Below are 25282 nucleotides of genomic sequence, written 5' to 3' on the forward strand. Positions count from 1 at the left end.
CAAGCCCTTCCTTCGCGGAGGAGGGGCTTATCAACCCGAGCGAGGCCCGTCGAGCGCCGACCGCAAAGTGTTCAAAGGAACTAACATGCTAGCGACGTTTTTCGTTGAGCACGAGATCGACCGTGTGCGCGGCAATCTTCCGGAGCTGGGGCTCGTCGCCGAAGGCGCGTTCGAGCACGGCCAATCCGCGCGTCACGGTGACGATGTGTAGTGCCGCGACCTCGGGGGCGCCGTTGAATTCACCGCGTTGGGCGCCCTCCGACAAGGCGTCCTGAACGAGACCGGTGATGCGGGACACCAGATCCGCAAACGCCCGCCGCGCATCCTCGTCCAACCCCTCCCCGTCGTCCGATGCCAGCTCCATCAAGCCCCGTGTGGTCGGACATCCCCGGGGCGGCGAGCCGGACCGGAAGTTCTTGATCGTCAAATCGAAAAACGCAGTCAGGCGCTTTCGCAGAGGTCCCGAGCCGAGCACTTTCTGAACGGAAGAGAGGTAGTCGCCCGCATAGCGCTCATAGGCTGCAAGAAACAGCGCTTCCTTGCTGCCAAAGGCGTTGTAGAGGCTGCCGCGCTGGACACCCGCCTCGCGCGCGATGTCCGAGAGCGACGTTCCACGCACCCCTCGGCGCCAAAACTGCTCAAACGCGACGCGCAGCACGTCGTCGTGATCGAACTCGCGGGGCCTCATGTGCTCATCCCTACCTTTGGGCAGAAGGTATTTGACACGATGTCAAAAACATGACCCTAATTCTGGACACCGCGTCAAAAACCCTAATGGGATCGATCGCCGATTCCGTCAAGCAGGATCACGCCATGCCGCTCGTTCACATCTCGCTGCGCAAGGGAAAGCCGGACGCCTACCGGCAGGCGATCTTTGATAGCCTCTACCGCGCGATGCGCGAAGCGCTCGGCGTGCCCGAGGACGACCAGTTCATGACCATCACGGAGCATGAGCCGGCGAACTTCCGCTACGGTGCGTCCTGCTTCGGCATCGCAAGGAGCGAGGACGTCGTCTACATCCAGATCACCGTGTTCAATACACGCACGTCGGAGCAGAAGAAGGCGCTGTTCAAGCGGACCGTCGAGTTGCTCGGCGACAGCCCCGGCATTGCTGCGGAGAACGTGTTCATCAACGTGCTCGAAGCGGCGAAAGAAAATTGGTCCGTTGGCCACGGCCTCGCGCAATTCGCGTGATTTGGCGCGGTGCCCGCGTCAGCTCAGCCGGCGCCTGAGCGTCGCCGAGGGCGTCTCGCCGAATTTTTCACGATAGGCCCCTGCCATGCGGCTCAAATGCGTGAAGCCGAGATCGAAGGCGATGTCGGTGATCGAGCAGTCCGGCGCGCCCTGCGACAGACGTGCGTGGAGCGCGGCAAGGCGCATGTCGAGCAGCATCTCCGAGATCGACAAACCAAAATGCCGGCGGAAGCCGAGCTGAAGCGCGCGGATGCCGATACCGGAGGCACATGCGAGCTCCGCGAGGTCGAGCGGCTCGGTCGCGTTGGCCGCGAGGCAGTCGCGCGCGGCGCGGAGCGCACTCGGCAGCCGTTCGGCCTGCCCCGAGAAGGTGCGGATGGCGTCGGACAAGTCGTGCTGCTGGCCGTTGAGGAGAAGGTCGAGCAGCGTCTCGCGCCAATCTGCGATGGCGATGGCCGAAAGCCTGCCGGCCGGCCCCAGGCGCTCGGCGAGCGTCATCAGCTCGTCGAGCCTGGCCCAGAGGCTGCGCGCTGTCTCGGTATTGAAATCGATTGCCGGATCGAACTCCACCGTGCCGGCAGCACGCCCCGACAGCGCGGCGGCACGCTGCTCGACCAGGCGGCGATCGAGCAACAGGATGAGCTGTGCGCAATCCTCCCACACCATCCGGGTCGGCACCGTCGGCGACAGCAGCGAGGCGGTCGATGCAGGGGCCGTCTCGAGATCGCGCGCGCCGGCGCGGATCCGCGACGATCCGTGAAGCGGAATCTGCACCAGGAAGAAGCGCTCGAGGCACCCGGGATCGATCGTGACCGAGCCGCCATAGGCGACGTAGTTGATGGAAAAGCCGTCAAAGGCCGCGCAATTGTGCCGGGCGTAAAAGCCGGGCGCCCTTGCCTGAAGCGGCTGCAATTGATGCGGGCAGAAGATGCGTCCGATCTGGTCGGCCGCCTCGTCGACCTCAGTGGTCGCAACGCGGGCAAACGCCGCGAGCCTTTCGGCTCCGGAGCGAGAGGCGGCCATTTCCAGCTCGGCTGCGGACATCATCGACCACGCTTGGCGTCAGGAATTGCTTTAAGCCTATAATAGTTCCACGGCCCGGAAAAGAGCCGCGTCGCAAAAACGTCGTGCTGCACGGCAGCAGATTCGTTTAGCGGATAGACAGCCCCCTCGCCCTGGGCGGATGCTGCTTCCCGCCGGTCTTTTTGATGGAGGGAGCCATGACTGCACTCGAAAAAGGCATAACTGCAAGCGGCACGGGTTTTGGCGGCAAGAGCTGGAACATCTTAGGGCAGCTCTATTTCCCCAAGGCCATCTGCGACTCCACGTTCGCGTTCGAGACCAACAGCGAGCCCGGCCAGTTCGTGCCGGTACACATCCACCCCACCCAGGACGAGTTCATCCTGGTGCAGGAAGGCGTACTCGACCTCAAGCTCGACGGGGTGTGGACGAAAGCGAAGGCGGGCGACCTCGTACGCATGCCGCGCGGCATCCCGCACGGCTATTTCAACAAGTCCGACAAGCCGGCGCGCGCGATGTTCTGGGTCTCGCCGATGCAGAAGCTGGAAGCGCTATTCAACATGCTGCACAACCTGGCCGACCCCGCCGAGGTGGTGCGCATCTCGGCGCAGCACGAGGTGGACTTTTTGCCGCCCGAGGCCAACGACTAGGCGACACCGCCTCCTCGTTCTCTTCAGTCCCGTCGCAAGCCCAGCGGCCGCGCTTCGCGGCCGAACGGGACTTGCTGCGCCCGAAACATCATCAATTGCGAGCAAACCCATGGTCAGCCCCAAGATGATCAGCCCCAAGCATGTCTGTGTGATCGGCGCCGGCGTCTCCGGCCTCGCCGCCGCAAAAGCCTTCTCCACCCGCGGTCACAAGGTCACCATCATCGAGCGCAGCGCCGATCTCGGCGGCGTCTGGGAGCCGGCACGCTCCTATCCGGAGGTGCAGACGCAAAGTCCGAAGGATCTCTATCGCTACACCGACCGCGCCATGCCGGAGGCTTATCCGGAATGGCCAACGGGACCACAGGTCCACGCCTATCTCAACGACTACGCCAAAAGCTTCGGTCTCAACCGTATGCTGCGCCTCAACACCAAGGTCGAAGGTATGGAGCGGCGCGCCGACGGCAAGCCGGGCTGGACGCTCGCGCTATCGGACAAGGCCGGCGCGACGACGAAGGAGGATTTCGATTTCGTCGCGGTCTGCACCGGTCAGTTCAACGAGCCGCGCGAGCTGAGCTGTCCCGGTGAAGAGACGTTCAAGGCGCAGGGCGGGCAGATCCTGCATTCTTCCAAATACAACGACCCTTCGATCGCCAAAGGCCGCCGCGTCGTGGTGCTCGGCGGCTCGAAATCGGCGACCGACATCGCGGTGAACGCAGTGAAAGCCGGCGCGCGCGAGGTGACGATCGTGTTTCGGGAAGCGGTGTGGCGCATCCCCTATTTCATCGGCGGGCTCGTGAACTTCAAGCGCATCCTCTACATCCGCGCCCAGGAGCAGATGTTTCCGGGCTGGGGCGCGAGCGCGCTGGCGCGCTTCGCACATCGCGTCACGGCGCCACTGGTTTGGGCGAACTGGCGCGGGCTGGAGAGCCTGCTCAAGGCTCAGCTCAAGCTGAAGCAATGCAAGATGGTGCCGAAGGAGCGCATCGAGGACGGCGTCAACTGCTCGGTGCCGATCGCAACGCCGGGCTTTTACCCGATGGTCGCGGACGGCCGCATCAAGGCCGTGTTCGGCAGCTTCGACCGCTACGAGGGCAACACCATCGTGATGAGCGGCGGCGAGCGCGTTCAGGCCGACGTCGCCGTGCTCGCGATCGGCTACAAGCTCGGCGTACCGTTCCTCCCCTCGGCCTATCAGGCAAAGCTGGTGGACGCCGACGGCCAGTACCGGCTCTATCGCCTGATCGCCAACCCCGACCTGCCCGACATGGGTTTTGTCGGCTTCAACTCATCGTTCTGCACCGTGCTCTGCGCCGACCTCGCCGCCAACTGGCTGGTGCGCTACGCCGACGGGCAGCTCGCGAACCAGCCGACAGCGCAAGCGATGCGCGACAACATCGAGATGATGCTGCATTTCAAGCGCGTCGAGCGACCGGCGGCCGGCGTTTACGGCGGCCTGTGCGTAGCGCCCTACCACTATCGGCATTTCGACGAGCTGATAGCCGACATCGGCGCGAAGGAGCAGAAGCGGAACGGGCTTGCAGAGCGCTTCCTGCCGCCCGATGCGGACGCTTATGCGAGATTTCTGGCGTCGGCGTCGGATTATCGCGCGGCGGCGTGAGCCGCGCCGCGATCAATCCAGCACCGTCTCGAGATCGGAATAGATGACATCGGCCGTGCGCTGATAGTGCTGCTGGAGCAGCGCGACGGCGTCATCGGTTTTCCGGTCGAGCACCGCCTGGAGGATCTGCGCGTGCTCGGTGCCGATCTTGCGGGCCGGATAGGCCTTCGCGATCGACATCATGCGGTAGCGATAGAGCCGGTCGGCGAGCTGCTCGCAGAAGCCGAGCAGCGGGCGCGAGCCGCACAGTCCGATCAACGTCGCGTGGAAGGCGCGGTGCGCCTTTTCCCAGTCCGGATTGTCCTCGAACTTCTCGGGATCGAGCGAGCGCGGCGTGCGGTCGAGCCGGTGATGCGTGACCAAGAGGGATTCCTCCCAGGCCTGGGTCGCGTTCTGCATGGACTCGCGAAGTGCCAGGCCCTCGACCCAGCGGCGCGTCTTGGTCAGCTCCTGGAGCTCGTCCTTGCTGACCGGCTTCACGTAGAATCCGCGCTGCTCCATGCCGACGACGAACTCCTCCGTGGTCAGCCGGTTGAGCGCCTCGCGGAGCGGGGTCTGCCCGACATTGTAGTGCTCCATCAGGAAGCGCGACTGGAGCTTGCGCCCGGGCGCGAGGCGCGTGGTCAGGATGTCGGCCTTGAGGCGGGCGTAGATGCTCGTCGCCAGCGTCGCCGGCTGCTCCATCTTCTGGCTCGACAGGTCAGAGCTCATGTGAGTCCCACTGAATCATCTGGATTTTTTGTACATCAGCCTAGGCCAGGCTAATAATTTATAAATTTTTGCTTTACGTGCCATTTTATATAGATTACCGGTGACCAACAACAACAGGTTCAATGGCGATCCGCGACTGCTTCGGGGCGCCCCTGTCTTTACGAGGAAGCCCGATGTCCGATTTTCCGGTGGCGGCCTTGCGCAGCGTCGAGATCACGACGCCGCGCTTGAGTGCCTCGGCCGACTTCTACCAGAAGGTCTGGGGGCTCGATGTCGCCGCGGAAGCCGCGGGCACGATCTATCTCACCGCCACCGGTGCGGACTTCCACGTTCTCGAGCTCACGCAAGGCGAACGCGCTGCGCTGCGCAAGATCAGCTTTCGCGTTCGCGCGCGCGAGGACCTCGATCGCCTGTTCGCCCGCGCGCGCGAGTCTGCTTGCGAGATCATCACGCCGCCTAGCCCGTCGCAGGCGCCGTCGAGCGGCGAGCATTTCGTGATCCGCGAGCCACAAGGCTGCTGCATCGAGTTCGTCCACGGCGATCGCACGAAGACGGCGCGCGTCATCGCTGACCGGCCCGAGCGCCTCGCGCATGTCAACATCAACAGCGCCGATATCGAAAAGCTCTCGAGCTTCTATCAGCAGGTTCTCGGCTTTCGCCTGACGGACCGCTCGAAGCTGATGGCGTTCCTGTGCTGCAACAGCGATCACCACGCCGTCGTCCTTGCGGAAGCAAAGGTCAACGGTCTCAACCACGTCGCCTTCCTCATGCCGGACCTGGAGTCGGTGATGCGCGGCTCCGGCCGCATGGTCGATCATGGCTTTCCGATCGGCTGGGGCGTCGGCCGGCACGGCCCCGGCGACAACGTGTTCGCTTATTTCGTCGATCCGACCGGGATCGTCGTCGAATACACCGCCGAAGTCCTGCAGGTCGACGATAGCTATCGCGCGAAGGGACCGGCCGAGTGGGTCTGGCCGCCGGGGCGCACGGATCAATGGGGCATCGCGCCACCGAAAAGCGAGGCCTGCAAGACGGCGCAGCTCTCTGTGCTGTTTGACGCGAGCAAGCGCGCATGACGATGTCTTCAGCCGCCACCGACTACGACGTGCTCGTCGTCGGGTTCGGGCCGACCGGTGCTGTTGCAAGCGCCCTGCTCGGCCGGCTCGGCCATCGCACGCTCGTCATCGACCGCCTCACCGGCATCTACGACAAGCCGCGCGCGATCGCGCTCGATCACGAGATCTTTCGCCACTTCGACAACATGGGCGTTGCGGAGGCGATCGCCCCTTACGTCGAGCCCTTCACCGCGTCCGAGCACTTTGGCGCCGATGGCCAGTTGATCCGGCGCATCGACATGGTCGCAAAGCCCTACCCGCTCGGCTACACGCCGAGCATGGTGTTCAGCCAGCCGCCGGTCGAGGCGGAGCTCCGCCGTCACGCTTTGAGCTTTGCTGCTGTCAGCGCCGAGCTCGGCGTCGCGCTGGTCGATCTCGTGCAGCAACCCGACCGCGTCGAGGCCAAGCTGAAAGACGCGGACGGACGGTTGCGAACGGTGACCGCGCGCTATGTCCTCGGCTGCGATGGCGCCTCGAGCACGGTGCGGCAGCTCGCCGATATTGCACTCGAAGACCTGATCTTCGACGAGCCCTGGCTCGTGGTCGACGTGCGCGTTAATCAAGACGCTCTTGCAAAGCTGCCGCAGAACTCCGCGCAGTTCTGCAATCCGGCGCGGCCCGTGAGCTTCCTGATCGGCCCCAAGACCCATCGCCGTTGGGAGATCATGCTGCTACCGGGCGAGGACCCGCGGCAGATGGAGCAGCCCGAGAACGTGTGGGCGTTGCTCTCGCCGTGGCTCACACCTGGCGACGGCGAATTGTGGCGCGCGGCGTCCTATCGCTTCCACGCACTCGTCGCCGCCAACTGGCGCAACGGGCGCGTCCTCATCGCCGGCGACGCCGCGCATCAGCAGCCGCCCTTCATCGGCCAGGGCATGTGCCAAGGCCTGCGCGATGCGACCAACATCGTCTGGAAGCTCGATCGCGTGCTCAGGGGCACTTCGCCCGACGCACTGCTCGACAGCTACACGGCGGAGCGCAAGCAGCACGTCATCGAGCTGACCGGGAAGATCAAGGCGATCGGCCAGTCGATCTGCGAACGCGATCCGGCCGCCGCGCGCCGCCGTGACGCGCAGATTCTGGCAGAAGGCGGCGGCAAGCCGCTCGCGCTGACGCGGCAGGAGATCATCCCGCCGCTGCGCGCAGGCTTTCTATCGGAGCAGGACGGCGCGGCACGCGGCAGCCTGTTTCCGCAACCGCGGATCATAAGCGAGGGCGCTTTTCGTCTGCTCGATAAGGTCACTGGTCCCGGCTTGCGCGTGTTCATCGACGGCCGCCGCAGCGACTCATCCTCGTTCGCCGCACTCTGCGCCGCATATCCCGACCTGCCCGCGACGGCCATCGCGCCGGCCGGCACCGGCAAACCGGGCGCGCTCGAAGAGGCCGACGGCGTGCTCGCCGGCTGGTACGATCGTCACGGCGTCGTCGCCGCGATCGTGCGGCCCGATCACTACGTGTTCGGCACCGCGCGCAACGCGTACGAGCTCGACGACCTCTTGCACGACATCAGCTCACGCCTGCACGGCAATCACAATCCGGATTTGAGAATGGAGAAGACAGCATGAAACTCGCAACCGTTGCGATCGACGGACGGACCACCTGGGGCCTCGTCGAAGGTGACGACTTTTTCGATGTCGGGACCGTACTCGCGTCACGCTATGCCGATCTCCGGGCGGCGATCGCGGCTACCCTCGCCGGCGTTGCGGATGCCAAGTCGAAGGCGGCGTCCACGCCACTTGCGAAGCTCATCTGGCTGCCGGTCGTTCCGAACCCGGACAAGATCCTCTGCGTCGGCCTGAACTATGAGACGCACCGCAAGGAAACCGGTCGCTCCGAGGTCGAGCACCCCACGATCTTCTCGCGCTACGCCAACAGCCAGACCGGGCATCTCAAGCCGATCATCCGGCCGCGCGTCTCGACCGACCTCGACTTCGAAGGCGAGCTTGCGGTCATCATCGGCAAGGCCGGGCGTTATATCTCCCGTAGCGAAGCGATGGGCCATGTCGCTGGCTATGCCTGCTACAATGACGGCAGCGTCCGCGACTTCCAGCGCCACACCCACCAGTTCACGCCGGGTAAGAATTTTCCGGACACCGGCGCTTTCGGCCCGTGGATGATGACGCCGGACGAACTCGGCGAGCTCGCCGAGCTGAAGCTCACCACCCGCCTCAATGGGCAGGTCGTGCAGGAAGCGCAGATCAAGCAGATGATCTTCGATATCCCGCGCCAGATCGAATATTGCTCGACCTTCACGCGGCTCGAGCCCGGCGACGTCATCGTCAGCGGCACGCCGGGCGGCGTCGGCGCGCGGCGCGAGCCGCCGCTCTGGATGAAGCCGGGCGACGTCGTCGAGGTCGAGGTCGAGCGGCTCGCCGTGCTGCGCAATCCGATCGTCGACGAGGCGCGGTGAGCAATCCGCTCACCAGGAGCTGCCGGCAAAGGCCGCGGCGAGGCCCAGGCGGCTTCGCTCGCGCGCCGGCACGCTCCTGACGTCAATACACACAAAACGAGACAAACGAGGGGGAACGTCATGAGCAACAGTGCAGATGTCATCGTCGCGGCAACCGGACGGACCGATGCCGCGCCGATCACGCCCGCGTACCGCAAGCTTGTCGTGGCGTCCTCGCTCGGTTCGGTGATCGAGCACTACGACTTCTTCATCTACGCCTTCACCGCACCCGTGGTGTTCGACCGCTTCTTCTTCCCCAAGATGGATTCCACCGCGAGCATGCTGGCGGTCTACGCGACCTTCGCGGTCGGCTTCGTCGCCCGCCCGCTCGGCGGCATGGTGTTCGGCCATTACGGCGACCGGCTCGGTCGCAAGGCGATGCTGACGATCACCTTCGTGCTGATGGGCGTCGCAAGCTTTCTGATCGGCTGCCTGCCGAGCTATGACGCGATCGGACTGCTTGCGCCCATCGCGCTCGTCGCCTTGCGCTTCGTGCAGGGCTTTGCCTTCGGCGGTGAATACATGAACGCTGTGTCGCTGACGCTGGAGAATGCGCCCTCGGCAAGACGCGGCTTCTTCGCATCCTTTGTCAACGCCTCCGGCCCGATCGGCGTGATCCTGGCGTCCGGCTTCATCGCGCTGCTCGGCGTCGTCTCGACCCCGCAGGACTTTGCGCAATGGGTCTGGCGCGTGCCCTTCGTGCTGAGCCTCGTGCTGGTGGTGCTCGGCACTTACATCCGCCTCCAGGTCGACGAGTCCACGCTGTTCAAGGCGGTCGAGGCGACGGCCGCGCGGCCGAAGGCGCCGCTGCTCGACGTGCTTCGCTCGTGGAAAAAATCGGTGCTGTTCGGCTGCCTCGCCAACATGGTGCACAGCACGTTCCAGTACATGAGCACGGTGTTCGTGCTCGGCTATGCCGTGAAGACGCTCGGCATGGCGCAGTCGAACGTCACCTTCGGCACCATGGTCGCCAACGTGCTGGAGATGTGCATGGTGCCGCTGATCGCGAGCTTTTCGGACCGGTTCGGCCGGCGTCCGTTCATGGCGCTCGGCATCCTGCTCGCCGCGGCATGGTACCCGATCTACTTCCAGCTGGTCGCGACCAAGGATCCGACGCTGCTCATCATGGGCCTCGTCGTCTCCATCGGGATCATCCACGCCCTGATGTTCGCGCCTGAAGCTGCCTTCACGGCCGAGCTGTTTCCGACCGAGGTCCGTGTCAGCGGCTCCTCGCTCGGCAAGCAGCTCGGCATCATCCTCGGCGGCGGCATTGCGCCGCTGGTCGGCACCGCGCTGATGGGAGGAGCCGGCGGCAGCTTCACGCCCGTCATCCTCTATTTCGAAGCGATCGCGGCTTGCGCCTTCATCGGCATCCTCCTCGCGCCGGAGAGTTCAAAACGCGCCCTGTAAGATGCAAACACCCTAAAGCGCGATGAGATTAGGATGAACCGTCATTGCGCTTTAGCTTGTTGTCTTCGCATGATCTTTTCGGAAAACCGCTTCACACTTTTCCGGATCATGCTCTAGCGGCTTGCCCCCTTCACAAGGGGGCATTTGCTCTCCGAGAGCGGCCACACCGTCTCCTCCGGCGGAATCTTGCGTACGATCTCGAAATAGTCCCAGGGATACTTCGACTCCTGAGGTTTCTTCACGCGTGCCAGATACATCGTGCGCGTGACGCGGCCGTCCTGCCGAAGCGTCGCATTCTCCGAGAAGACGTCGTCGATCGGGATCTCGCGCATGGCGGCAGCGACCCGGTCGGCGTCGTCGGTGCCCGCCTTGGCGACGGCCTTCAGATAGTGGCGCACGGCTCCATAGACCCCGGCATGCAGCATCGATGGCGGCATGCCCGTTTTCTCCATGAACTGCTTCGACCAGGTGCGGGTCGCATCGTTCAGGTCCCAATAGGATGCGGTGGTCAGGTACGTCCCTTGCGCCGCCTCGAGACCCAGCGTGTGCACGTCCTGAAGGAACAGGATCATGGCCGCGAGATTCTGGCCGCCCTTCACGATCCCGAACTCGTTCGCCTGCTTCATCGCGTTGATGGTATCGTTGCCTGCATTGGCGAGCCCGATGACCTTGGCGCCGGAGGATTGTGCCGTCAGCAGGAACGAGGAGAAGTCCGCGCTGTTAAGCGGGTGACGAACACTGCCCAGCACCTTGCCTCCGGCAGCGGCAATCACGTCGCTGGCGTCCTTCTGAAGCTGCTGGCCGAATGCATAGTCGGCGGACAGGAAGAACCAGGAGGTGCCGCCGGCCTTGACCACCGCCGACGCCGTGCCATGCGAGACAGCATAGGTGTCGTAAGTCCAGTGCACGCCGAACGGCGAGCATTGCTCGTTGGTCAGCGCGGTCGTGCCCGCTCCGGAATAGAGGACGATGCGCTTCTTTTCGCGGGCAAGGCCCTGGATCGCAAGAGCGACGCCGGAATTCGGCACGTCGACGACCGCATCGACACCTTCGACATCGAACCATTGCCGGGCTATCCCGGTGCCGATGTCAGCCTTGTGCTGGTGATCCGCGGCAATGACCTGGACGGGCTTGCCGAGCACGGTGCCGCCGATTTCGCGAACCGCCATCTCGGCGGCCACCAGCGAACCTTTGCCGGTGATGTCGGCGGTGACACCAGCCATATCGGTCAGGACGCCGATCTTGACGACCTCGCCGCTGATCTGGGCCTGCGCGGCGATCGGAAACATCAGGGCCAACAGCACGCCACCGAGCAGAGTTGCTCTCATCTTTTGGTCTCCTCTCTATCTTGTGTTTGTTGTCGTCGTGTCAGCAGCCGATCGAATCGAGCCAGGCAAGGATCAGAGCGGCCAACTCATCGCTGTTGTCCTCGAGCATGATCATGTGACCATTGCCGGTGATGCCGCGATCCGGCAGCCACAGATGTTCGGCGCCGAAATAATTGGCGGTCGCCTCGTCGACCTCACGGGGATGACGAGGATCGCATTCACCCGTAACGATCAGAATGCGATGGGCGCGGAGCTTCTTTGGATCGGATATTTTGAGCCCGCGTCCGCCGATGTTGAAACGTTGGTTGAGCAGGCGTGCGCTTTCCGGCACGATCGAGGCGAAATAGTCTTTGAAGGCGCCAGACGGGAAACGCTGCGTGTTGGCCCAGTAGGCGGCAGCAAACTCGGCGTTCAGCCGCACCGGCCGATCCTCCATCGCATAAACCGGCCGTCCCGCCCTTGCATCGTCGCGAAGCGCCAGGATCGCGGCCGGATCGTCGGGCAGGTCCCGCAGTAGGTTGGCAGGCGGTCCGGGCGCAATACCGACGATCGCGCCGATGAGATCGGGGCGGCGTTCTGCCATCCACCAGGCCATCGGACCGCTCGCCGAGTGCACGAGCAGCACGGCGGGACCAATCTCCTCGAGCAAGACGAGCAGCGACCTGGCGATGTCCTCGGTGCCGAGCGTCGGGAAATCAGGCTGCTGCGGCGAGCGGCCGTGCCCCGGCCAATCCGGCACGAACACATGCCGGCCCGTGACAGCAAATCGCGGTGCCCAGCCGGGCCGCCGGTCCGGCGTTGCGAGGTAACACGTCCCGGTATGCGCCGCGCCGTGCACCATGACGACCGGGATCTTGCCCGGCAGCCCGTGCGGCGGCCGAACATGGTCGACAAAGATCGGATGCGCCTCGGTGCCCGAATAGAAGCACGGCGCTCCCTCCGCGATCGCCCCCGCCGCGTGCCTCCGTCGCGATGGCGGAATATGCCCTCGATCGTCCACAGCTAACGCGATCCTCCCGTTCTTGTCGTATTGGCCGCGATGTTAAGGTGATCACGAGTCAGAAAGCAATGAGAAAGTCACATATGAGACTATCTGGGAAAAGCCGAAACGGCGCGGCGGCGCGCAACCAAACCGGGCAAGGCGCGAGCGACATGGCGTCCGTGCTCGGCGGCACCGAGATCAGGATCGCCTACAAGATGGGCTACGTCCTGAACTTCTACCGCGAGCCGTCGTTTCGGAAGATCGAAATGGACCTCGGCATCACCCGCCCCGAGATCGTCACGCTGATCTTCCTCAATTATCGCGAGGGCGTGACGGCCAGCGACATCTGCGAATTCTCCGGCCACCTCAAGGCCAATATCAGCCGCGGAATCATTCTCCTGGAGAAGAAGAAGCTGATACGCCGCGACATCGACACATCAGACAATCGCCGCCAGCAACTCTATTTGACGCCGGCCGGCCGCGCCCTCTACGCAAAGTACATCCCCACCTTGCGCAAGCGCGAGCGCGCGATGCTGTCGTGCCTGTCCCCCTCCGAGCGCAAGCAGTTCGAGAGCCTGCTGGACAAGCTCGCAGAGCACGTGCCGCACTGGTCGGCCGTCGACGAATTGTGAGTGAGCGACCTGAATCTGCGTGCTTTGGCTTCGCATGGCGACGGGGAAAGCCTGGCGGCCGCCTGCAATTTTGAATTGTCCCAGCCCGTGGCGGGTGCGAGATTGGGAACCACGAGCGGGATAATCTGAATTGTGACTACGATGGGTCTCACGGCGCTTGATCTCGGGCTTCGCGGCGCGGCGAGCGGCGTGTTCCTCATGATGGTGCTGGTGCTGTCGCGGCTACGGCCTCTCAACAAGCATGTGCTGCTTGGCCTCGCGATGTCGGCGGGAGGTGCGGCCTTCGCGATCGCCACCGCGCCGTTCATCCCGAAATCGTCGCTTTGGTGGACGATGCCGATCCTCTCGGCGCAACCCGTCGTGATCTGGCTGTGGGCGCATATCACGTTCGATGACGATTTCGTTCCCGCGCCCTGGCACGGCGCATTCTGGCTTGCCACCGTCGGCATCGGGTTCGTCGTCAGCCTCACCTGGACAAGCTTTCCAGCCGCTGCGCACCGTGGCGCCAACCTGCTGGCGGCCATTGCCGTCGGGCTGATGCTCGCCGCGGCCGTCCAGATGGTGAGGACGTGGCGCGCCGATCTGGTCACCCAGCGGCGTCGTTTGCGGACCGCGGCGCTCGTGATCAACTTCGTCTTTGTCGTCCTTATCGCCGGTTCGAGCCTTGCCCCGGAACCTATCACCGGCGTCGGCATATCCGGTAGCCTTGCCATCGCAGGCGGCCTGTTCATGCTGGCGATGCTTGGGGGCTTCGGCCTGTTCAGTGCACAAATGACCGCGGCTGCGCGCGATGCAACAGCAGTGATCGCACCTCCCGATGCGGTTGGCGAAGCCGCGGCCGTGACCTCGGACGCCGCTGATCGTGCATCGATCGCCCCGGCCCTGCTGCGCCGTCTCGAAAAGCTGATGACCGTCGAGCGGGTCTACCGGCAGGAAGGGCTTTCGATCGGCCGGCTGGCCGCGTTGCTCGACCTTCCGGAATACCGGCTGCGCGAGGCGATCAACGAGGGGCTGGGCTATCGCAACTTCAACGCCTTCCTCAACAGCTATCGGATCGAGGATGCCAAGACGGCGCTGTCCGATCAGAGCCAGCGCGATGTCCCGATCCTGACCATCGCCATGGACGCCGGCTTCCAGTCGATCGGCCCCTTCAACCGCGCCTTCAAGGCGGCAACCGGCATGACCCCGACCGAATTCCGGCGCGACGCGCAGGCAACGGACGCCGAAAGCGAGGCAGACCGAATCGCCCAGTCTCGCCACGGATTCGGCTAACCGAATTCCGGGTCGGCTCAGCGCTCCACCTGATAGCCGTCCGTCAACGTCTTCAGGAAGGCGATGATGTCGGCTTCGTCCTGCGCCGTCATCGCCGGCGTATCGCCGAGGTGGCGATCGAACGGCGGATCGCTGACGTCGACATTGGCGTGATATTTCGCCGGCAGATCGTCGTATTTCTGCACCGTCCCGTCGGCCCTGCGCGGAAACACCTTCTCCGGATTGGTGTCGCGGAAATTGTAGAAGTCCATCACCTCTTCGAGCGTGCGGAAGACGCCGTTGTGGAAGTAGGCGCGCCGCGTCGCCGTGTTGCGCAAGGTCGGCGTCAGGAACATGCCGCAATATTGCGTCTGCTCGGGGATGTCGGTGCGATACGGGCCGCAAACCCCGAGATCGAAGTGATCGGGATCGCGGTTGCCGTCGAGCGCGGCATTGCGCGGCGCGCCGAGTGCTTCGTATTGATGGTCCGTGAACAGCGGCGGCAGGCCGTCACGGGTCGGCGCCGAGGTGTGGCAGCCGGCGCAATTGGCCTTCTCGGGATCGTTGAACAATTTGAGGCCGCGCAGCTCGCTCTCGGAAAGCCGCGCCTTGCCCTCCAGCCAATAGTCGTACTTGCTGGAATAGGGATGGAAGCTCGGCTCCTCCACCTGATAGCGCGCCACGGCGAACATCGCTTCCGCGATCAAGAGCCGTTGATTCCTGAAAACGCCCGCGCCGAACAGCTCGGCGAAGCGCGGGGCATAGAGCGCACGGCGCAGCTTGTCGGCGACGATCTCGGCGCTGCCGCCGTCCATCTCGTTGGGGTCGAGCAGCGGGAACAACGCCTGATCCTGCAAGGTGTCGGCGCGACCGTCCCAGAACAGGCCGCCTTGCGGCACGATATTCGCCGCTGACGCGGCGGTTCCGGTCGCGACTTTCTTCGCCCGCGAAGTCTGCTGGCCGAGCGCGGCCATCTGCGCGAGATCGACGACGTTGTCGTCGTCATCCTTCTCGGGCCCGATGCTGAAATTCGGATGGCGCTCGAGATAGGTCAGCGACGGAACGGCGCGTGCCCCCTGCCGCGACAGGGTGGCGCCGCCGAACATCACCGGCGCGTCATTTGGCGGGCCGTAGGCGTGCTCCGGGCTGTGGCAGGACGCGCATGACAGCGCGCCAGATGAGGAAAGCGAGGCGTCGTAAAAGATTTCCTTGCCGAGCTGCGCCATCGCCGAGAGCGGGGCGACAGGCGGCCGCCTGAGCTGAACCGGATTCGGGTTCGCACCCACCGGATTGGCCTCGGTCGGTCCTTGCGTCTCGGTCGCAACGACGGCGCCGGCCATGCAGAGCAGGCCGGCGCCGAGGAGCCACACAAAGCGGCTGTTCATCGTCTCGGAGTCCTAGTGGTGATGGTGCTCGTCCGGCGGGCTGACGATGACCGTGCCAGCGGTCGGGTCAAGGAATAGCGCGTCGGTGCGGAAGTCGTGGCTGTGGTCCTGATCGAAGTCGAACAGGTCCATGATCGAGCCTGCGGTCGCGTCGAACGAACCACCACCCAGACGCTGGCCACGCAGCCAGTTGTCCTCGATGAACCGCACCACCGAGGCCTGCGAGATGTAGGTGTGGCTGACGAAGTTCGTCTTTGCGTAGGGCGAGATCACGATGAAGGGCACGCGGGTGCCCGGACCGCAGCGGCCGTTCACCGGCTGGCCGCCAAGGCCCTTCGGTGCCGGCTGCTTGGTGGGACCGAGGCCGCACAGGCCGGGACCGTTGACCTGATCGGCGGTCGGATCATACGAGGCGCTCTTCGGCGCGACGTACTGGTGGTCGTACCAGCCGTCGGAGTCGTCATAGGTCACGATGACGGCGGTCTCACGCCATTCCGGCAGCTTCTGGAGGAAGTTGATCAGCTCGACATTGCCGACCTGCTCGTCGAGCGGATCGGAGTAGCCGGCATGACCGTCCTGATAGGCGGGCATCTTGATGTAGGAGACGGCCGGGAAATGGCCGGCCTTCACCGCCGTATAGAAGTCCTCGAGATCGTAATTGTGGTTGGCCGGATCGAGGGTCTTGTGGTCGTCGGCATAGGTATGGCCGATTGCATGCACCGAGCTCGGCCGCGCATGGGTCGGGTTGGCGGTCGACTTGTAGTACTGGAACCAGGCATGATGCGGAATGTAGTCCGCGGTGGTGCCGTTGACGACGCTGGAGAAGGTGCTGCGAGCGCAGCCCGTGGTGCCGTTGGCGTTCTTGAGCGTCAGGTCGAAGCCGCCCATGAAGCCGCCCCAGCTGATGTGCTCGGCGCTGAGCAGGTCGCCGATGTTCTTGCCGTCCATCAGGATCGTGCTCGTCGTGCTCGAGCAGGCGTCGATGCCCGGATCGGTGTCGCCGATCAGCGTCAGGCCGCCCTGGCCGTCGGGAACGGTCTGGGTCGAGGTGCCGACGATGTTCTTCGCACCGTTGGTCTGGCCGGCGATCACCTCGAGCATGCCCGGCGTCGATGGACCAAAGGTGTCGGTCCAGGCATTGTCGCTCATGGCAAAGTGCTGGGCGTAGTTCCAGAACGCGGTGATGGTGTTGCCGTCGAAATAGCCCATCACCTGCCCGTTGGTGCCGAAGGCGCCGGCGCCGCCCGCGGTGCCGCGACCGGTGTATTTCGGGAACAGGTCGTCCTTGCCGTTGTCGACGGCCTGCTGCTCCGGCGTATAGGCGTGATTCTGCGAGCGCGTGTTGGCCTGCGTGCGGTCGAGGCGGAACGGATCGGTCGCGCCGGTGCCGTTGGCCGCATTGTTGTTCGGATTGTTCACCAGCAAATTGGCGTTGGCGAGGTTGTTCACCTTCGGCGTATGCGGCTTGGCGACGAAGGGAATCGAGCCCGGCGGGTTGGCCGCATTCGGATAGGTCGCGAAATAATGGTCGAAAGAGCGGTTCTCGTTGAAGATGACCACGAGATGCTTGATCGGCGTCTTCGTGTGGATGTCATGCGGATGGCGGTCGTGGTCCCGATCGAAGTCGTCCTGACCGAACACCGGCGCGCCGCACACAACGGCCGTCGCGACCGCGAAGGCCGCGGCCGTGGAGAGAAGTCTGGATTTCATTTTATTGCCCCAAGATCAAAAACAATTTCGACCTGTGACAAGCTAGCTGCCGTGGATGACAGGCCTGTGTCGGTTTGACGCAGGCCGCATCGCGCGGCCTCGCGGGGCTGCGTCTTTTTTGGGCGGTGTGTTTCCGAGATAGGAGTTTGCGCTACTCCGTCCGGATCGGCGCGTCCTTCAGGCCGTTGGCGTCATAGGCTTTGCGCAAGGTGCCGTCCGCGAGCGCGCCGGTCATGAACCTGGTGACGAACGCCAGCGCCTCGGAATGGCCGAGCGGCACGGCGACCGCCGTGACCGTCTTCTTGAAGGTCTCGTCCAGCACGCGCGTGCCGGGAATCTTTTGCGCCATCTTGTTGAGCTGGTCCCGCGACAGCGCGAAGGCGTCGATCTCGCCATTCTTCAGGAGCTCGAAGATCTCGTCATAGGTCTGATAGCCCGTCACCTTCGCATTTTTCAGATGCGTGACCGCGCCGCGCATCGTGGTCGTGGCGTTGACGGCGGCGACCTTGATGCCGGGCTGATCGAGCGTCGCAAAACTGGTCACGCTCGAACCTGCCTTGACGATGTAGGTCGCATCCGCAACCTCATAGATCGGGCCGAACGCCATTTTGGTCTCGCGCTCGGGGTCCTTCGGCAGGAAGGTGACGTCCCAGCTCCCGTTCGCGGCCGCGTCGGTGATCTGCCCGGAATTGTTGTGCACCACATATTCGACTGATACGCCGAGCTCGGTCGCCATCGCCTTGCCGAGGTCGACGGGCACGCCTGCGAAGCCTGCTTCGGTCCTGGTCGACCAGAACGCGCCGCCGGCCGGGCTGATCGCGATGGCGACGCGCAATTTGCCGGTCGGCGCGATTTCAGCCCTGAGATCCTCCGCGATCGCCGGCATCGCCATCATCGCGGCGAGTGCGAGGCCGGCGCAGGCCGGCCAGATCGAGATCGGCATGTCATCACTCTCCCCGTCCGCTCGTTCGTCATCCGCGGTCCGTCGAAATTGTGGTCGATCATGCGCCTGGTGAAAAGCGGATTTGTCAGAATCACAGACAAAACTGTCACATGCCGCGTCGGTCTTCGCAGTGCAAGACCATCACGCCGCCATGGCTATGGTGTTCCACGGCTTCCCGTTTGTTGCTATCAAATCGCAAGGCGACCTGCCGCAGGCAAACAACAGACGGGGACCCCGCAATGACGCGCGCGAAATTCGCTTGTCCCGCACGGCACGATCAACGTTCCGGACAGATCGGACGGCTCCTCGCGGCGATGACCGCCGTCGTCGCGCTTGGGGGCTGCGAACAGAAGAACGTCTATGCGCCGCCGCCGCCGCCCAAGGTGGACGTCGCAGTGCCCGTGCAGCGCGCCGTGACGCGCTATGTGGAGGCCACCGGCAACACCGCGCCGATCAAGAGCGTCGACCTCGTCGCGCGGGTGCAGGGCTTTTTGCAATCGATCGACTACGCGGACGGCACCTTCGTGAAACAGGGCACCCAGCTCTTCACAATCGAGCCGGAGACCTACAAGCTCAAGGTCGAGCAGGCGCAGGCGGCGGAGGTCGGCGCGCAGGCCACGGTCAAGCAGGCCGAAGCCGACTTCAAGCGGCAAGCCGAGCTCGTGCAGCGGCAGGCGGTGTCGCAGTCCACCCTCGACACCTCGACATCCACCCGCGACAACGCCCAGGCCAACCTCCAGCAGGCCCAGGTCAATACAAGGCTCGCCGAGGTCAATTACGGCTACACCAAGGTCAGCGCGCCGTTCGACGGCATCGTCAGCGCGCATATGGTCTCGATCGGCGAACTCGTCGGCGTCTCCTCCCCGACCCAGCTCGCCACCATCGTCGCGCTGGACCCGATCTGGGTGAACTTCACCGTCAACGAGCAGGACGTGCTGCGCATCCGCGCCGAAGCGCTGCGGCGCGGGCTGACCGTCGCCGACCTCAAGCAATTGCCGATCCAGGTGGGCCTCCAGACCGAGACCGGCTATCCGCATGAAGGCCACCTCGACTACGTCTCGCCCACTCTCAATTCATCGACGGGCACGCTCGCGGTGCGTGGCCTCGTTCCCAACGACAAGCGGGTGCTGCTGCCAGGCTATTTCGTCCGGGTCCGGGTGCCCTTCGAGCAGGACAAGAATGCCCTTCTCGTCCCCGACACCGCGCTCGGCAGCGACCAGGGCGGCCGCTATCTCCTGGTGGTCAACAGCGAGAACACGGTGGAGCAGCGCAAGGTGCAGATCGGCCAGGTGGACAACGGCCTGCGCGTGATCGAAAGCGGCCTGAAGCCGGATGACCGTATCGTGATCGCCGGGCTGTTGCGGGTGATCCCGGGCCAGAAGATCGATCCGCAACTGACCAAGATCGAGCAGCCGCAGGCGTCTGCCAAGTAGGAGCCGCCGGCCATGATCTCAAAATTCTTCATCGAGCGGCCGGTCCTCTCGAACGTCATCGCGCTCCTGATGATGCTGATCGGCGGCGTCGCGCTGTTCAATCTCGCGATCGCGCAATATCCGGACGTGGTCCCGCCGACCGTGCAGGTCACCACCCGCTATCCCGGCGCCAGCGCCAAGACGGTGATCGACACGGTCGCGCTGCCGATCGAGCAGCAGGTTAACGGCGTCGAGGACATGCTCTACATGCAGTCCTACAGCGCCTCTGACGGAACCTATACGCTGACGGTGACCTTCAAGATCGGCACCGACCTCAACTTCGCGCAGGTGCTGGTGCAGAACCGCGTCTCCAGCGCATTGTCGCAATTGCCGCAGTCCGTGCAGAACCAGGGCGTCACCGTCCAGAAGAAATCGACGTCGATCCTCTTGTTCGTGACGCTGACCTCGCCGGACTCCCGGTTCGACAGTCTCTATTTGAGCAATTACGCCACCATCAACGTCCGCGACGAGCTGTCCCGCCTGCCCGGTGTCGGCAACGTCACGGTGTTCGGCGCCGGCCAATATTCGATGCGGGTGTGGCTCGATCCCAACAAGCTTCTGGCCCGCGATCTGGTGCCGCAGGACGTCATCAACGCAATTCAGCAGCAGAGCCAGCAGGTGTCGGCCGGCCAGGTCGGTGCGCCGCCGACGCCGCCGGGGCAGGCGTTCCAGTACACCCTCAACGTCAACGGCCGGCTCGACGACACCACCCAGTTCGAGAACATCATCGTCAAGACCGGCACCAGCGGCGACGTGACGCGCGTGCGCGACGTCGGCTGGGTCGAGCTCGGAGCGCAGACCTACAGCCAGATATTCTCGCTCAACAAGCAGCCCGCCACCGGCATCGGCGTGTTCCAGTCACCCGGCGCCAACGCGCTCCAGGTCGAGCAGGCCGTCGAAAAGAAGATGGCGGAGCTCGCCAAGCGATTCCCGGAAGGCATCAAATACGACACACCGTTCGACACCACCAAATTCGTGCAGGCCTCGGTGCACGAGGTCTACATGACGCTGATCGAGGCCGGCCTGCTCGTGCTGGTCGTGATCCTGGTGTTCCTGCAAGATTGGCGCGCGATGCTGGTGCCGGCGACGACCGTGCCGGTGACCATCATCGGCGCCTTCGCCGCGATGGCCGCGCTCGGCTTCACCATCAACATGTCGACGCTGTTTGCGATCGTGCTCGCGATCGGCATCGTCGTCGACGACGCGATCGTCGTCGTCGAAGGCGCTGCCCACAACATCGAGCAGGGCATGAGCGGCCACGACGCCGCGATCAGGGCGATGGACCAGCTGTTCGCGCCGATCGTCGGCATCACCCTGGTGCTGATCTCGGTGTTCCTGCCGGCTTCGTTCCTCGCCGGCCTCACCGGGCGTATCTATTCGCAATTCGCGCTGGTGATCGCCGCGACCGCGCTTCTATCCGCCATCAACGCCGCGACGCTGAAGCCGACGCAGTGCGCGCTGTGGCTGCGCCCCGCTGTGCCGCCGGAGCAACGCAATTTCTTCTACCGCGGCTTCAACGCCGTCTATAACCGCGTGGAGCGGGGCTATGCCCGCCTGATCAGTGCGCTGGTCCGGCATGCGACCGTCTCGGTCGCCGTCGCGCTGGTCCTGATCGGGATCGGCGGCTACGGCCTGTCGCGGGTGCCGACCGGCTTCCTGCCGATCGAGGATCAGGGCTATCTGATCGCCGCCATCCAGTTGCCCGACGGCGCCTCGCTCGAACGGACCCAGAAGGTGCTCGACAGAGCGAGCGAGCTGGTCAAGGACACGCCGGGCGTCCAGCAGGTCATCACCATCGCCGGCATCTCCGCGCTCGACAACAGTGCGAGCCTCGCCAACGCCGGCGTCGGCTACATCATCCTCAAGGACTGGGATGCGCGCAAAGGACCAGGCGAAGACTTGCGCTCGCTGGTGTACGGCCTGAACGACAAGCTCGCGACCATCATGGAGGCGCGCACGCTGGTGCTGCCGCCGCCGCCGATCCAGGGCATCGGCAACGCGGCCGGCTTCTCGATGCAGGTCGAGCTGCGCGATGGCAACAGCGATTTCGCAAAGCTCCAGGCGATCACCGGCGCGATGGTCTCGAACGCCCAGAGCCAGAGCGCGCTCCAGCGCGTCTCGTCCTCGTTCCGCTCGTCGGTGCCGCAATTCAACGTCGAGATCGACCGCGTCAAGACCCAGACGCTGCACGTGACGACTGATCAGGTGTTCTCGGCGCTTTCGACCTATCTCGGCTCGTCCTACGTCAACCAGTTCAACAAGTTCGGCCGTGTGTTCCAGGTCTATACCCAGGCCGATCCGGCGTTCCGCGTCACCGAGCGTGACATCGCCAACATGCAGGTGCGCAACTCGAACGGCGACATGATCCCGATCGGCACGATCGCGAAGATCACGCCAGCCACGGGGCCGTCGCTGATCAGTCTCTACAATCTCTATCCCTCTTCGACCATTGTCGGCCTGCCGGCGCAGGGCTACTCCTCCGGCGAATCCCTGCAATTGATGGAGGAGATCGCCGACAAGACGCTGCCGCCGGGGACCGGCTTTGAATGGACCGCGATGTCCTATCAGGAGAAGGCCGTCTCCAACCAGATCTACTGGGTGTTCGGCCTTGCCATGCTGCTGGTCTATCTCGTGCTGGCCGGCCAATACGAGAGCTGGTACGCGCCGATCTCGGTGATCCTCGCGGTGCCGCTGTCGCTGATCGGACCGATGCTGGTGCTCAATGGCCTCAAGATCGACAACAACCTCTATTGCCAGATCGGCCTGATCCTCCTGATCGCGCTGTCGGCCAAGAACGCGATCCTGATCGTCGAGGTCGGCCTCGAGCTGCACGTCCGCGACGGCAAGCCGCTGCTGGAGTCCGCGATCGAAGCGGCACGCGCCCGCTTCCGGCCGATCCTGATGACGTCGTTCGCCTTCATCCTCGGCGTCGTGCCCTTGGTGCTCGCAACCGGCGCCGGCGCCAGCGCCCGCAAGTCGATCGGCATCACCGTGTTTTCGGGGATGCTGGCCTCGACCTGCCTTGCCGTGCTGTTCGTGCCGGCCTTCTTCGTGGTGGTGCAACGCTTCGAGAACTGGCGCCTGTCGAAGAAGAAGGTATCACCTGCTCCACCGGCAGCCGCGGAGGTGAAGTCCTAGGCTTTCTCTACGGGCGTCCGACGCGCCTCGCCGCTCGATATCAGAAGCACCGAGACCTTCGACTGCCTGAGGACGGCATCGGCGACGCCGCCGAAGGACAGGTGATCGGCCTGGATCCGGTCGACACCCATGACCACGAGATCGACATCGGTGGTGTCGATTTCACGCAGGATCGCCGCCTCGGGCGCCCTGTTCACGCGCAGCGTCGTGGTGATGTCGACGTCGTAGCGGGCGGCGAGCTCGCTGGTGTCCTTGAGGATGCCCTCCTCCTGGATCAGGCCACGGGATGCCCCGCGCTGCACGCCCTTGTCCCGCGTCGTCGCCACATAGATCACGCGCAGTGAGCCTGATCTCGCCTGCGCGAGCGCAACCGCGACCTCGGCTCCGCGCTTGGAGACGCCGCTGCCCGAGACCGGCACGAGGATGTTGAGCGTGTCGGGCATGGGCTGTTTCAAATGCCTCCCCTTGGCCGCGACGATCGCCAGCGGTCCATCGAATTCGGCAGCAATGTCCTCGACCTTCACGTCGAAACGATCCTTGATCGCGGTAACCTTCTCGACGCCCACGACCAGGAGATCGAAGCCTTTCCGCGCTTCATTGGCGATCGCTTCGCCAAGCTCCGCTCGCCTGGTTCGGGTGACGATGTCGACGCCGCCGGCCTCTCCGCTGCCGGACACCGTTTCAGCCGCCTTCTTCACCACGGCTTCATGGCTCGTCTCTTCGTCGCGCCCCTTCTCCTGCTCCTTCGCAAGTCCGCCGACATGCAGCACGGTGATCGGCAAGCCGCGCATGCCGGCAATCAGGCCCGCAATGTGGGCCGCAAGAGTCGCGTTGACGCTCTCGTCCACCGCCAGCAAGGGCCGCTCGAGATTGGCGACGAATCCTCGCTTCTCCAACTCCTCGCGCTCCAGCCGCTCCTTCTCTTCCTTGTTCATCGGCAGTCTGGCGAGCGCCGCTCGCAGCATCGGCGGCATCGCCATCGTGGTCACGATCGCCATCGTCACGATCATCGTGAACAGGTTCTGGCTGAGCACACCGATGGAGAGGCCGATCGTCGCGATGATGACCTCGGTCGAGCCGCGCGCATTCATCCCGCTCGCGAGCGCCAGCGATTCCCGGTAGTTCAGACCGCCCACGGTGCCGCCGACGAACGCGCCGCCGAACTTGCCGACGCTCGCGATCAAGACGAGCAGACCGGTGAGCACCAGGAGGTGGGGATCGCGAAGCACCGAGAGATCTGCGCTCAGCCCGGCGAGGCCGAAGAACACCGGCATGAAGAAGCTCGAGATCAGGCCGCGCAGGCGCTCGTCGATCTGCCGGGTCAGGATCGGGGATTCGCCGACCAGAATGCCGGCAACAAAGGCGCCGAGCACGGTATGCACGCCGATCAGATGCGTGATCAATGCCATGGTGCCCATTAACAACAAAATGACTGTAATGACGGGCGCCGTGCTGACCAGGGTGTCATTGGCCCACCGGATGAGCCGAAACACCAGCCTGCGGCCGATGGTGAAGCTGACGGCGAGGAAGATCAGTGTGCCGAGCACGGCTTTCGCGACCGACGCGACATCGAGCGTGCCTTGCGAAGCGAGACTGAAGATGACCGCAATGATGATCCAGCCGATGGTATCGTCGACGACGGCGGTCGCCACGATGATCTGTCCGACATTGCGGCGCATGAAGTTCATCTCGCGCACGACTACCGCGACGATCTTCACGGACGAGATCGACAGTGCGGTGCCCATGAACAGCGAGGTGACCAGGCGCTGCTGCGGATCGGGCAGCAGCGCATCGGGCAGGAACTCACCAAGCGCAAAGCCGCAAGCGAAGGGAACGACGATGCCGGCAATCGAGATCGCGATCGCCGCCTTGCCGATTTTCCGGACCAGCTTGAGATCGGTCTCCATGCCGGTTAGCAGCAACAGGAGCAGGATTCCGAACTGGGCGATGCCGTCGATCATCGCCTTCTGCTCGGGCGTCTTCGGGAAGATCGCCTGCTGCGCTTCCGGCCAGATCCAGCCGAGCAACGACGGCCCGAGCAGGATGCCGGCGAGCAGTTCGCCGATCACCGAGGGCTGCCCGATGCGCTGCATGACCTCGCCGAGACCGCGCCCCACGGCGATCAAGAGCACGATTTGCGCAATCAGGAGAAATTCGGAAGGCCCGGCCGATTTGCCGCCTTCGGCGTTGGCCGCAATGATCGAGAGGACAAGCGCCGCGGGGACCAGGCCGACCGACCGGAGCAGGCTCCACTGCATGCAAATATCTTCCCAC

Annotated in this window: 20 protein-coding genes; 11 read left to right on the plus strand and 9 right to left on the minus strand. The window is 64.3% G+C overall.

The window, feature by feature from the left end; genetic code table 11:
- Positions 1-88: 88 nt before the first annotated feature.
- On the minus strand, positions 89-688 hold the full coding sequence (locus QQL28_RS08675) for a TetR/AcrR family transcriptional regulator (RefSeq protein ID WP_348522483.1): 600 nt from the start codon (positions 686-688) through the stop codon (positions 89-91).
- Positions 689-813: 125 nt separating this feature from the next.
- Here QQL28_RS08675 and QQL28_RS08680 point away from each other — a divergent pair, with 125 nt between their 5' ends.
- Positions 814-1194, plus strand: a complete 381-nt coding sequence (locus QQL28_RS08680; protein ID WP_284264274.1) for a tautomerase family protein — start codon at positions 814-816, stop codon at positions 1192-1194.
- 18 nt (positions 1195-1212) lie between these two features.
- Here the strand turns inward: QQL28_RS08680 and QQL28_RS08685 are convergent, their stop codons facing one another.
- On the minus strand, positions 1213-2238 hold the full coding sequence (locus QQL28_RS08685; protein WP_284264276.1) for an AraC family transcriptional regulator: 1026 nt from the start codon (positions 2236-2238) through the stop codon (positions 1213-1215).
- A gap of 176 nt (positions 2239-2414) precedes the next feature.
- Here QQL28_RS08685 and QQL28_RS08690 point away from each other — a divergent pair, with 176 nt between their 5' ends.
- Both QQL28_RS08690 and QQL28_RS08695 read left to right on the plus strand, forming a co-directional pair.
- Entirely contained in the window at positions 2415-2864 is a 450-nt protein-coding gene (locus tag QQL28_RS08690) for a cupin domain-containing protein (protein ID WP_284263685.1), read from the plus strand.
- A 124-nt stretch (positions 2865-2988) separates the two neighbouring features.
- The gene (locus QQL28_RS08695; protein WP_284264278.1) at positions 2989-4482 is read left to right on the plus strand and encodes a flavin-containing monooxygenase; all 1494 of its coding nucleotides are present in this window, start codon (positions 2989-2991) and stop codon (positions 4480-4482) included.
- Between the two features lie 12 nt (positions 4483-4494).
- On the opposite strand, the gene QQL28_RS08700 is transcribed toward QQL28_RS08695, so the two are convergent.
- Complete coding sequence (locus tag QQL28_RS08700; protein ID WP_284263687.1) at positions 4495-5193, minus strand: GntR family transcriptional regulator; 699 nt, start codon at positions 5191-5193, stop codon at positions 4495-4497.
- 173 nt (positions 5194-5366) lie between these two features.
- Between QQL28_RS08700 and QQL28_RS08705 the strand changes: the two genes are divergently transcribed.
- The 4 genes from QQL28_RS08705 (at position 5367) to QQL28_RS08720 (ending at position 10167) form a co-directional block, all read left to right on the plus strand.
- Positions 5367-6269, plus strand: a complete 903-nt coding sequence (locus tag QQL28_RS08705) for a VOC family protein (protein ID WP_284263689.1) — start codon at positions 5367-5369, stop codon at positions 6267-6269.
- Positions 6266-7873 (plus strand): bifunctional 3-(3-hydroxy-phenyl)propionate/3-hydroxycinnamic acid hydroxylase, encoded by a 1608-nt coding sequence (locus QQL28_RS08710; protein WP_284263692.1) that lies wholly within the window; start codon positions 6266-6268, stop codon positions 7871-7873. The genes QQL28_RS08705 and QQL28_RS08710 overlap by 4 nt, the downstream gene beginning before the upstream one ends.
- On the plus strand, positions 7870-8718 hold the full coding sequence (locus QQL28_RS08715; protein ID WP_284263694.1) for a fumarylacetoacetate hydrolase family protein: 849 nt from the start codon (positions 7870-7872) through the stop codon (positions 8716-8718). The genes QQL28_RS08710 and QQL28_RS08715 overlap by 4 nt, the downstream gene beginning before the upstream one ends.
- A gap of 120 nt (positions 8719-8838) precedes the next feature.
- Positions 8839-10167, plus strand: a complete 1329-nt coding sequence (locus QQL28_RS08720) for an MFS transporter (protein ID WP_284263696.1) — start codon at positions 8839-8841, stop codon at positions 10165-10167.
- 113 nt (positions 10168-10280) lie between these two features.
- Here the strand turns inward: QQL28_RS08720 and QQL28_RS08725 are convergent, their stop codons facing one another.
- Both QQL28_RS08725 and QQL28_RS08730 read right to left on the minus strand, forming a co-directional pair.
- On the minus strand, positions 10281-11495 hold the full coding sequence (locus QQL28_RS08725) for an ABC transporter substrate-binding protein (RefSeq protein ID WP_284263698.1): 1215 nt from the start codon (positions 11493-11495) through the stop codon (positions 10281-10283).
- A 40-nt stretch (positions 11496-11535) separates the two neighbouring features.
- Positions 11536-12495 (minus strand): alpha/beta fold hydrolase, encoded by a 960-nt coding sequence (locus QQL28_RS08730; RefSeq protein WP_284263699.1) that lies wholly within the window; start codon positions 12493-12495, stop codon positions 11536-11538.
- A 152-nt stretch (positions 12496-12647) separates the two neighbouring features.
- Between QQL28_RS08730 and QQL28_RS08735 the strand changes: the two genes are divergently transcribed.
- Both QQL28_RS08735 and QQL28_RS08740 read left to right on the plus strand, forming a co-directional pair.
- Complete coding sequence (locus QQL28_RS08735) at positions 12648-13109, plus strand: MarR family winged helix-turn-helix transcriptional regulator (RefSeq protein ID WP_284263701.1); 462 nt, start codon at positions 12648-12650, stop codon at positions 13107-13109.
- 132 nt (positions 13110-13241) lie between these two features.
- On the plus strand, positions 13242-14381 hold the full coding sequence (locus QQL28_RS08740; protein ID WP_284263703.1) for an AraC family transcriptional regulator: 1140 nt from the start codon (positions 13242-13244) through the stop codon (positions 14379-14381).
- 17 nt (positions 14382-14398) lie between these two features.
- On the opposite strand, the gene QQL28_RS08745 is transcribed toward QQL28_RS08740, so the two are convergent.
- The 3 genes from QQL28_RS08745 to QQL28_RS08755 form a co-directional block, all read right to left on the minus strand.
- Positions 14399-15745: a cytochrome-c peroxidase gene (locus QQL28_RS08745; RefSeq protein WP_284263705.1), complete on the minus strand. Its 1347-nt coding sequence runs from the start codon at positions 15743-15745 to the stop codon at positions 14399-14401.
- A 12-nt stretch (positions 15746-15757) separates the two neighbouring features.
- Positions 15758-17455 (minus strand): phospholipase C, encoded by a 1698-nt coding sequence (locus QQL28_RS08750; protein ID WP_284263706.1) that lies wholly within the window; start codon positions 17453-17455, stop codon positions 15758-15760.
- Positions 17456-17606: 151 nt separating this feature from the next.
- Positions 17607-18398: a transporter substrate-binding domain-containing protein gene (locus QQL28_RS08755; protein WP_284263708.1), complete on the minus strand. Its 792-nt coding sequence runs from the start codon at positions 18396-18398 to the stop codon at positions 17607-17609.
- A 239-nt stretch (positions 18399-18637) separates the two neighbouring features.
- Between QQL28_RS08755 and QQL28_RS08760 the strand changes: the two genes are divergently transcribed.
- A complete protein-coding gene (locus QQL28_RS08760; protein WP_284263710.1) occupies positions 18638-19831 on the plus strand; it encodes an efflux RND transporter periplasmic adaptor subunit in 1194 nt (397 codons plus the stop codon).
- A 12-nt stretch (positions 19832-19843) separates the two neighbouring features.
- The gene (locus QQL28_RS08765) at positions 19844-23008 is read left to right on the plus strand and encodes an efflux RND transporter permease subunit (RefSeq protein WP_284263712.1); all 3165 of its coding nucleotides are present in this window, start codon (positions 19844-19846) and stop codon (positions 23006-23008) included.
- Here QQL28_RS08765 and QQL28_RS08770 read toward each other — a convergent pair.
- Positions 23005-25266 (minus strand): cation:proton antiporter domain-containing protein, encoded by a 2262-nt coding sequence (locus QQL28_RS08770; RefSeq protein ID WP_284263714.1) that lies wholly within the window; start codon positions 25264-25266, stop codon positions 23005-23007. The two genes, QQL28_RS08765 and QQL28_RS08770, sit on opposite strands and share 4 nt — an antisense overlap.
- Positions 25267-25282: the final 16 nt, after the last annotated feature.

Origin of the sequence: Bradyrhizobium iriomotense (genome assembly GCF_030160715.1) — a bacterium.
Classification (GTDB): Bacteria; Pseudomonadota; Alphaproteobacteria; order Rhizobiales; family Xanthobacteraceae; genus Bradyrhizobium; species Bradyrhizobium iriomotense.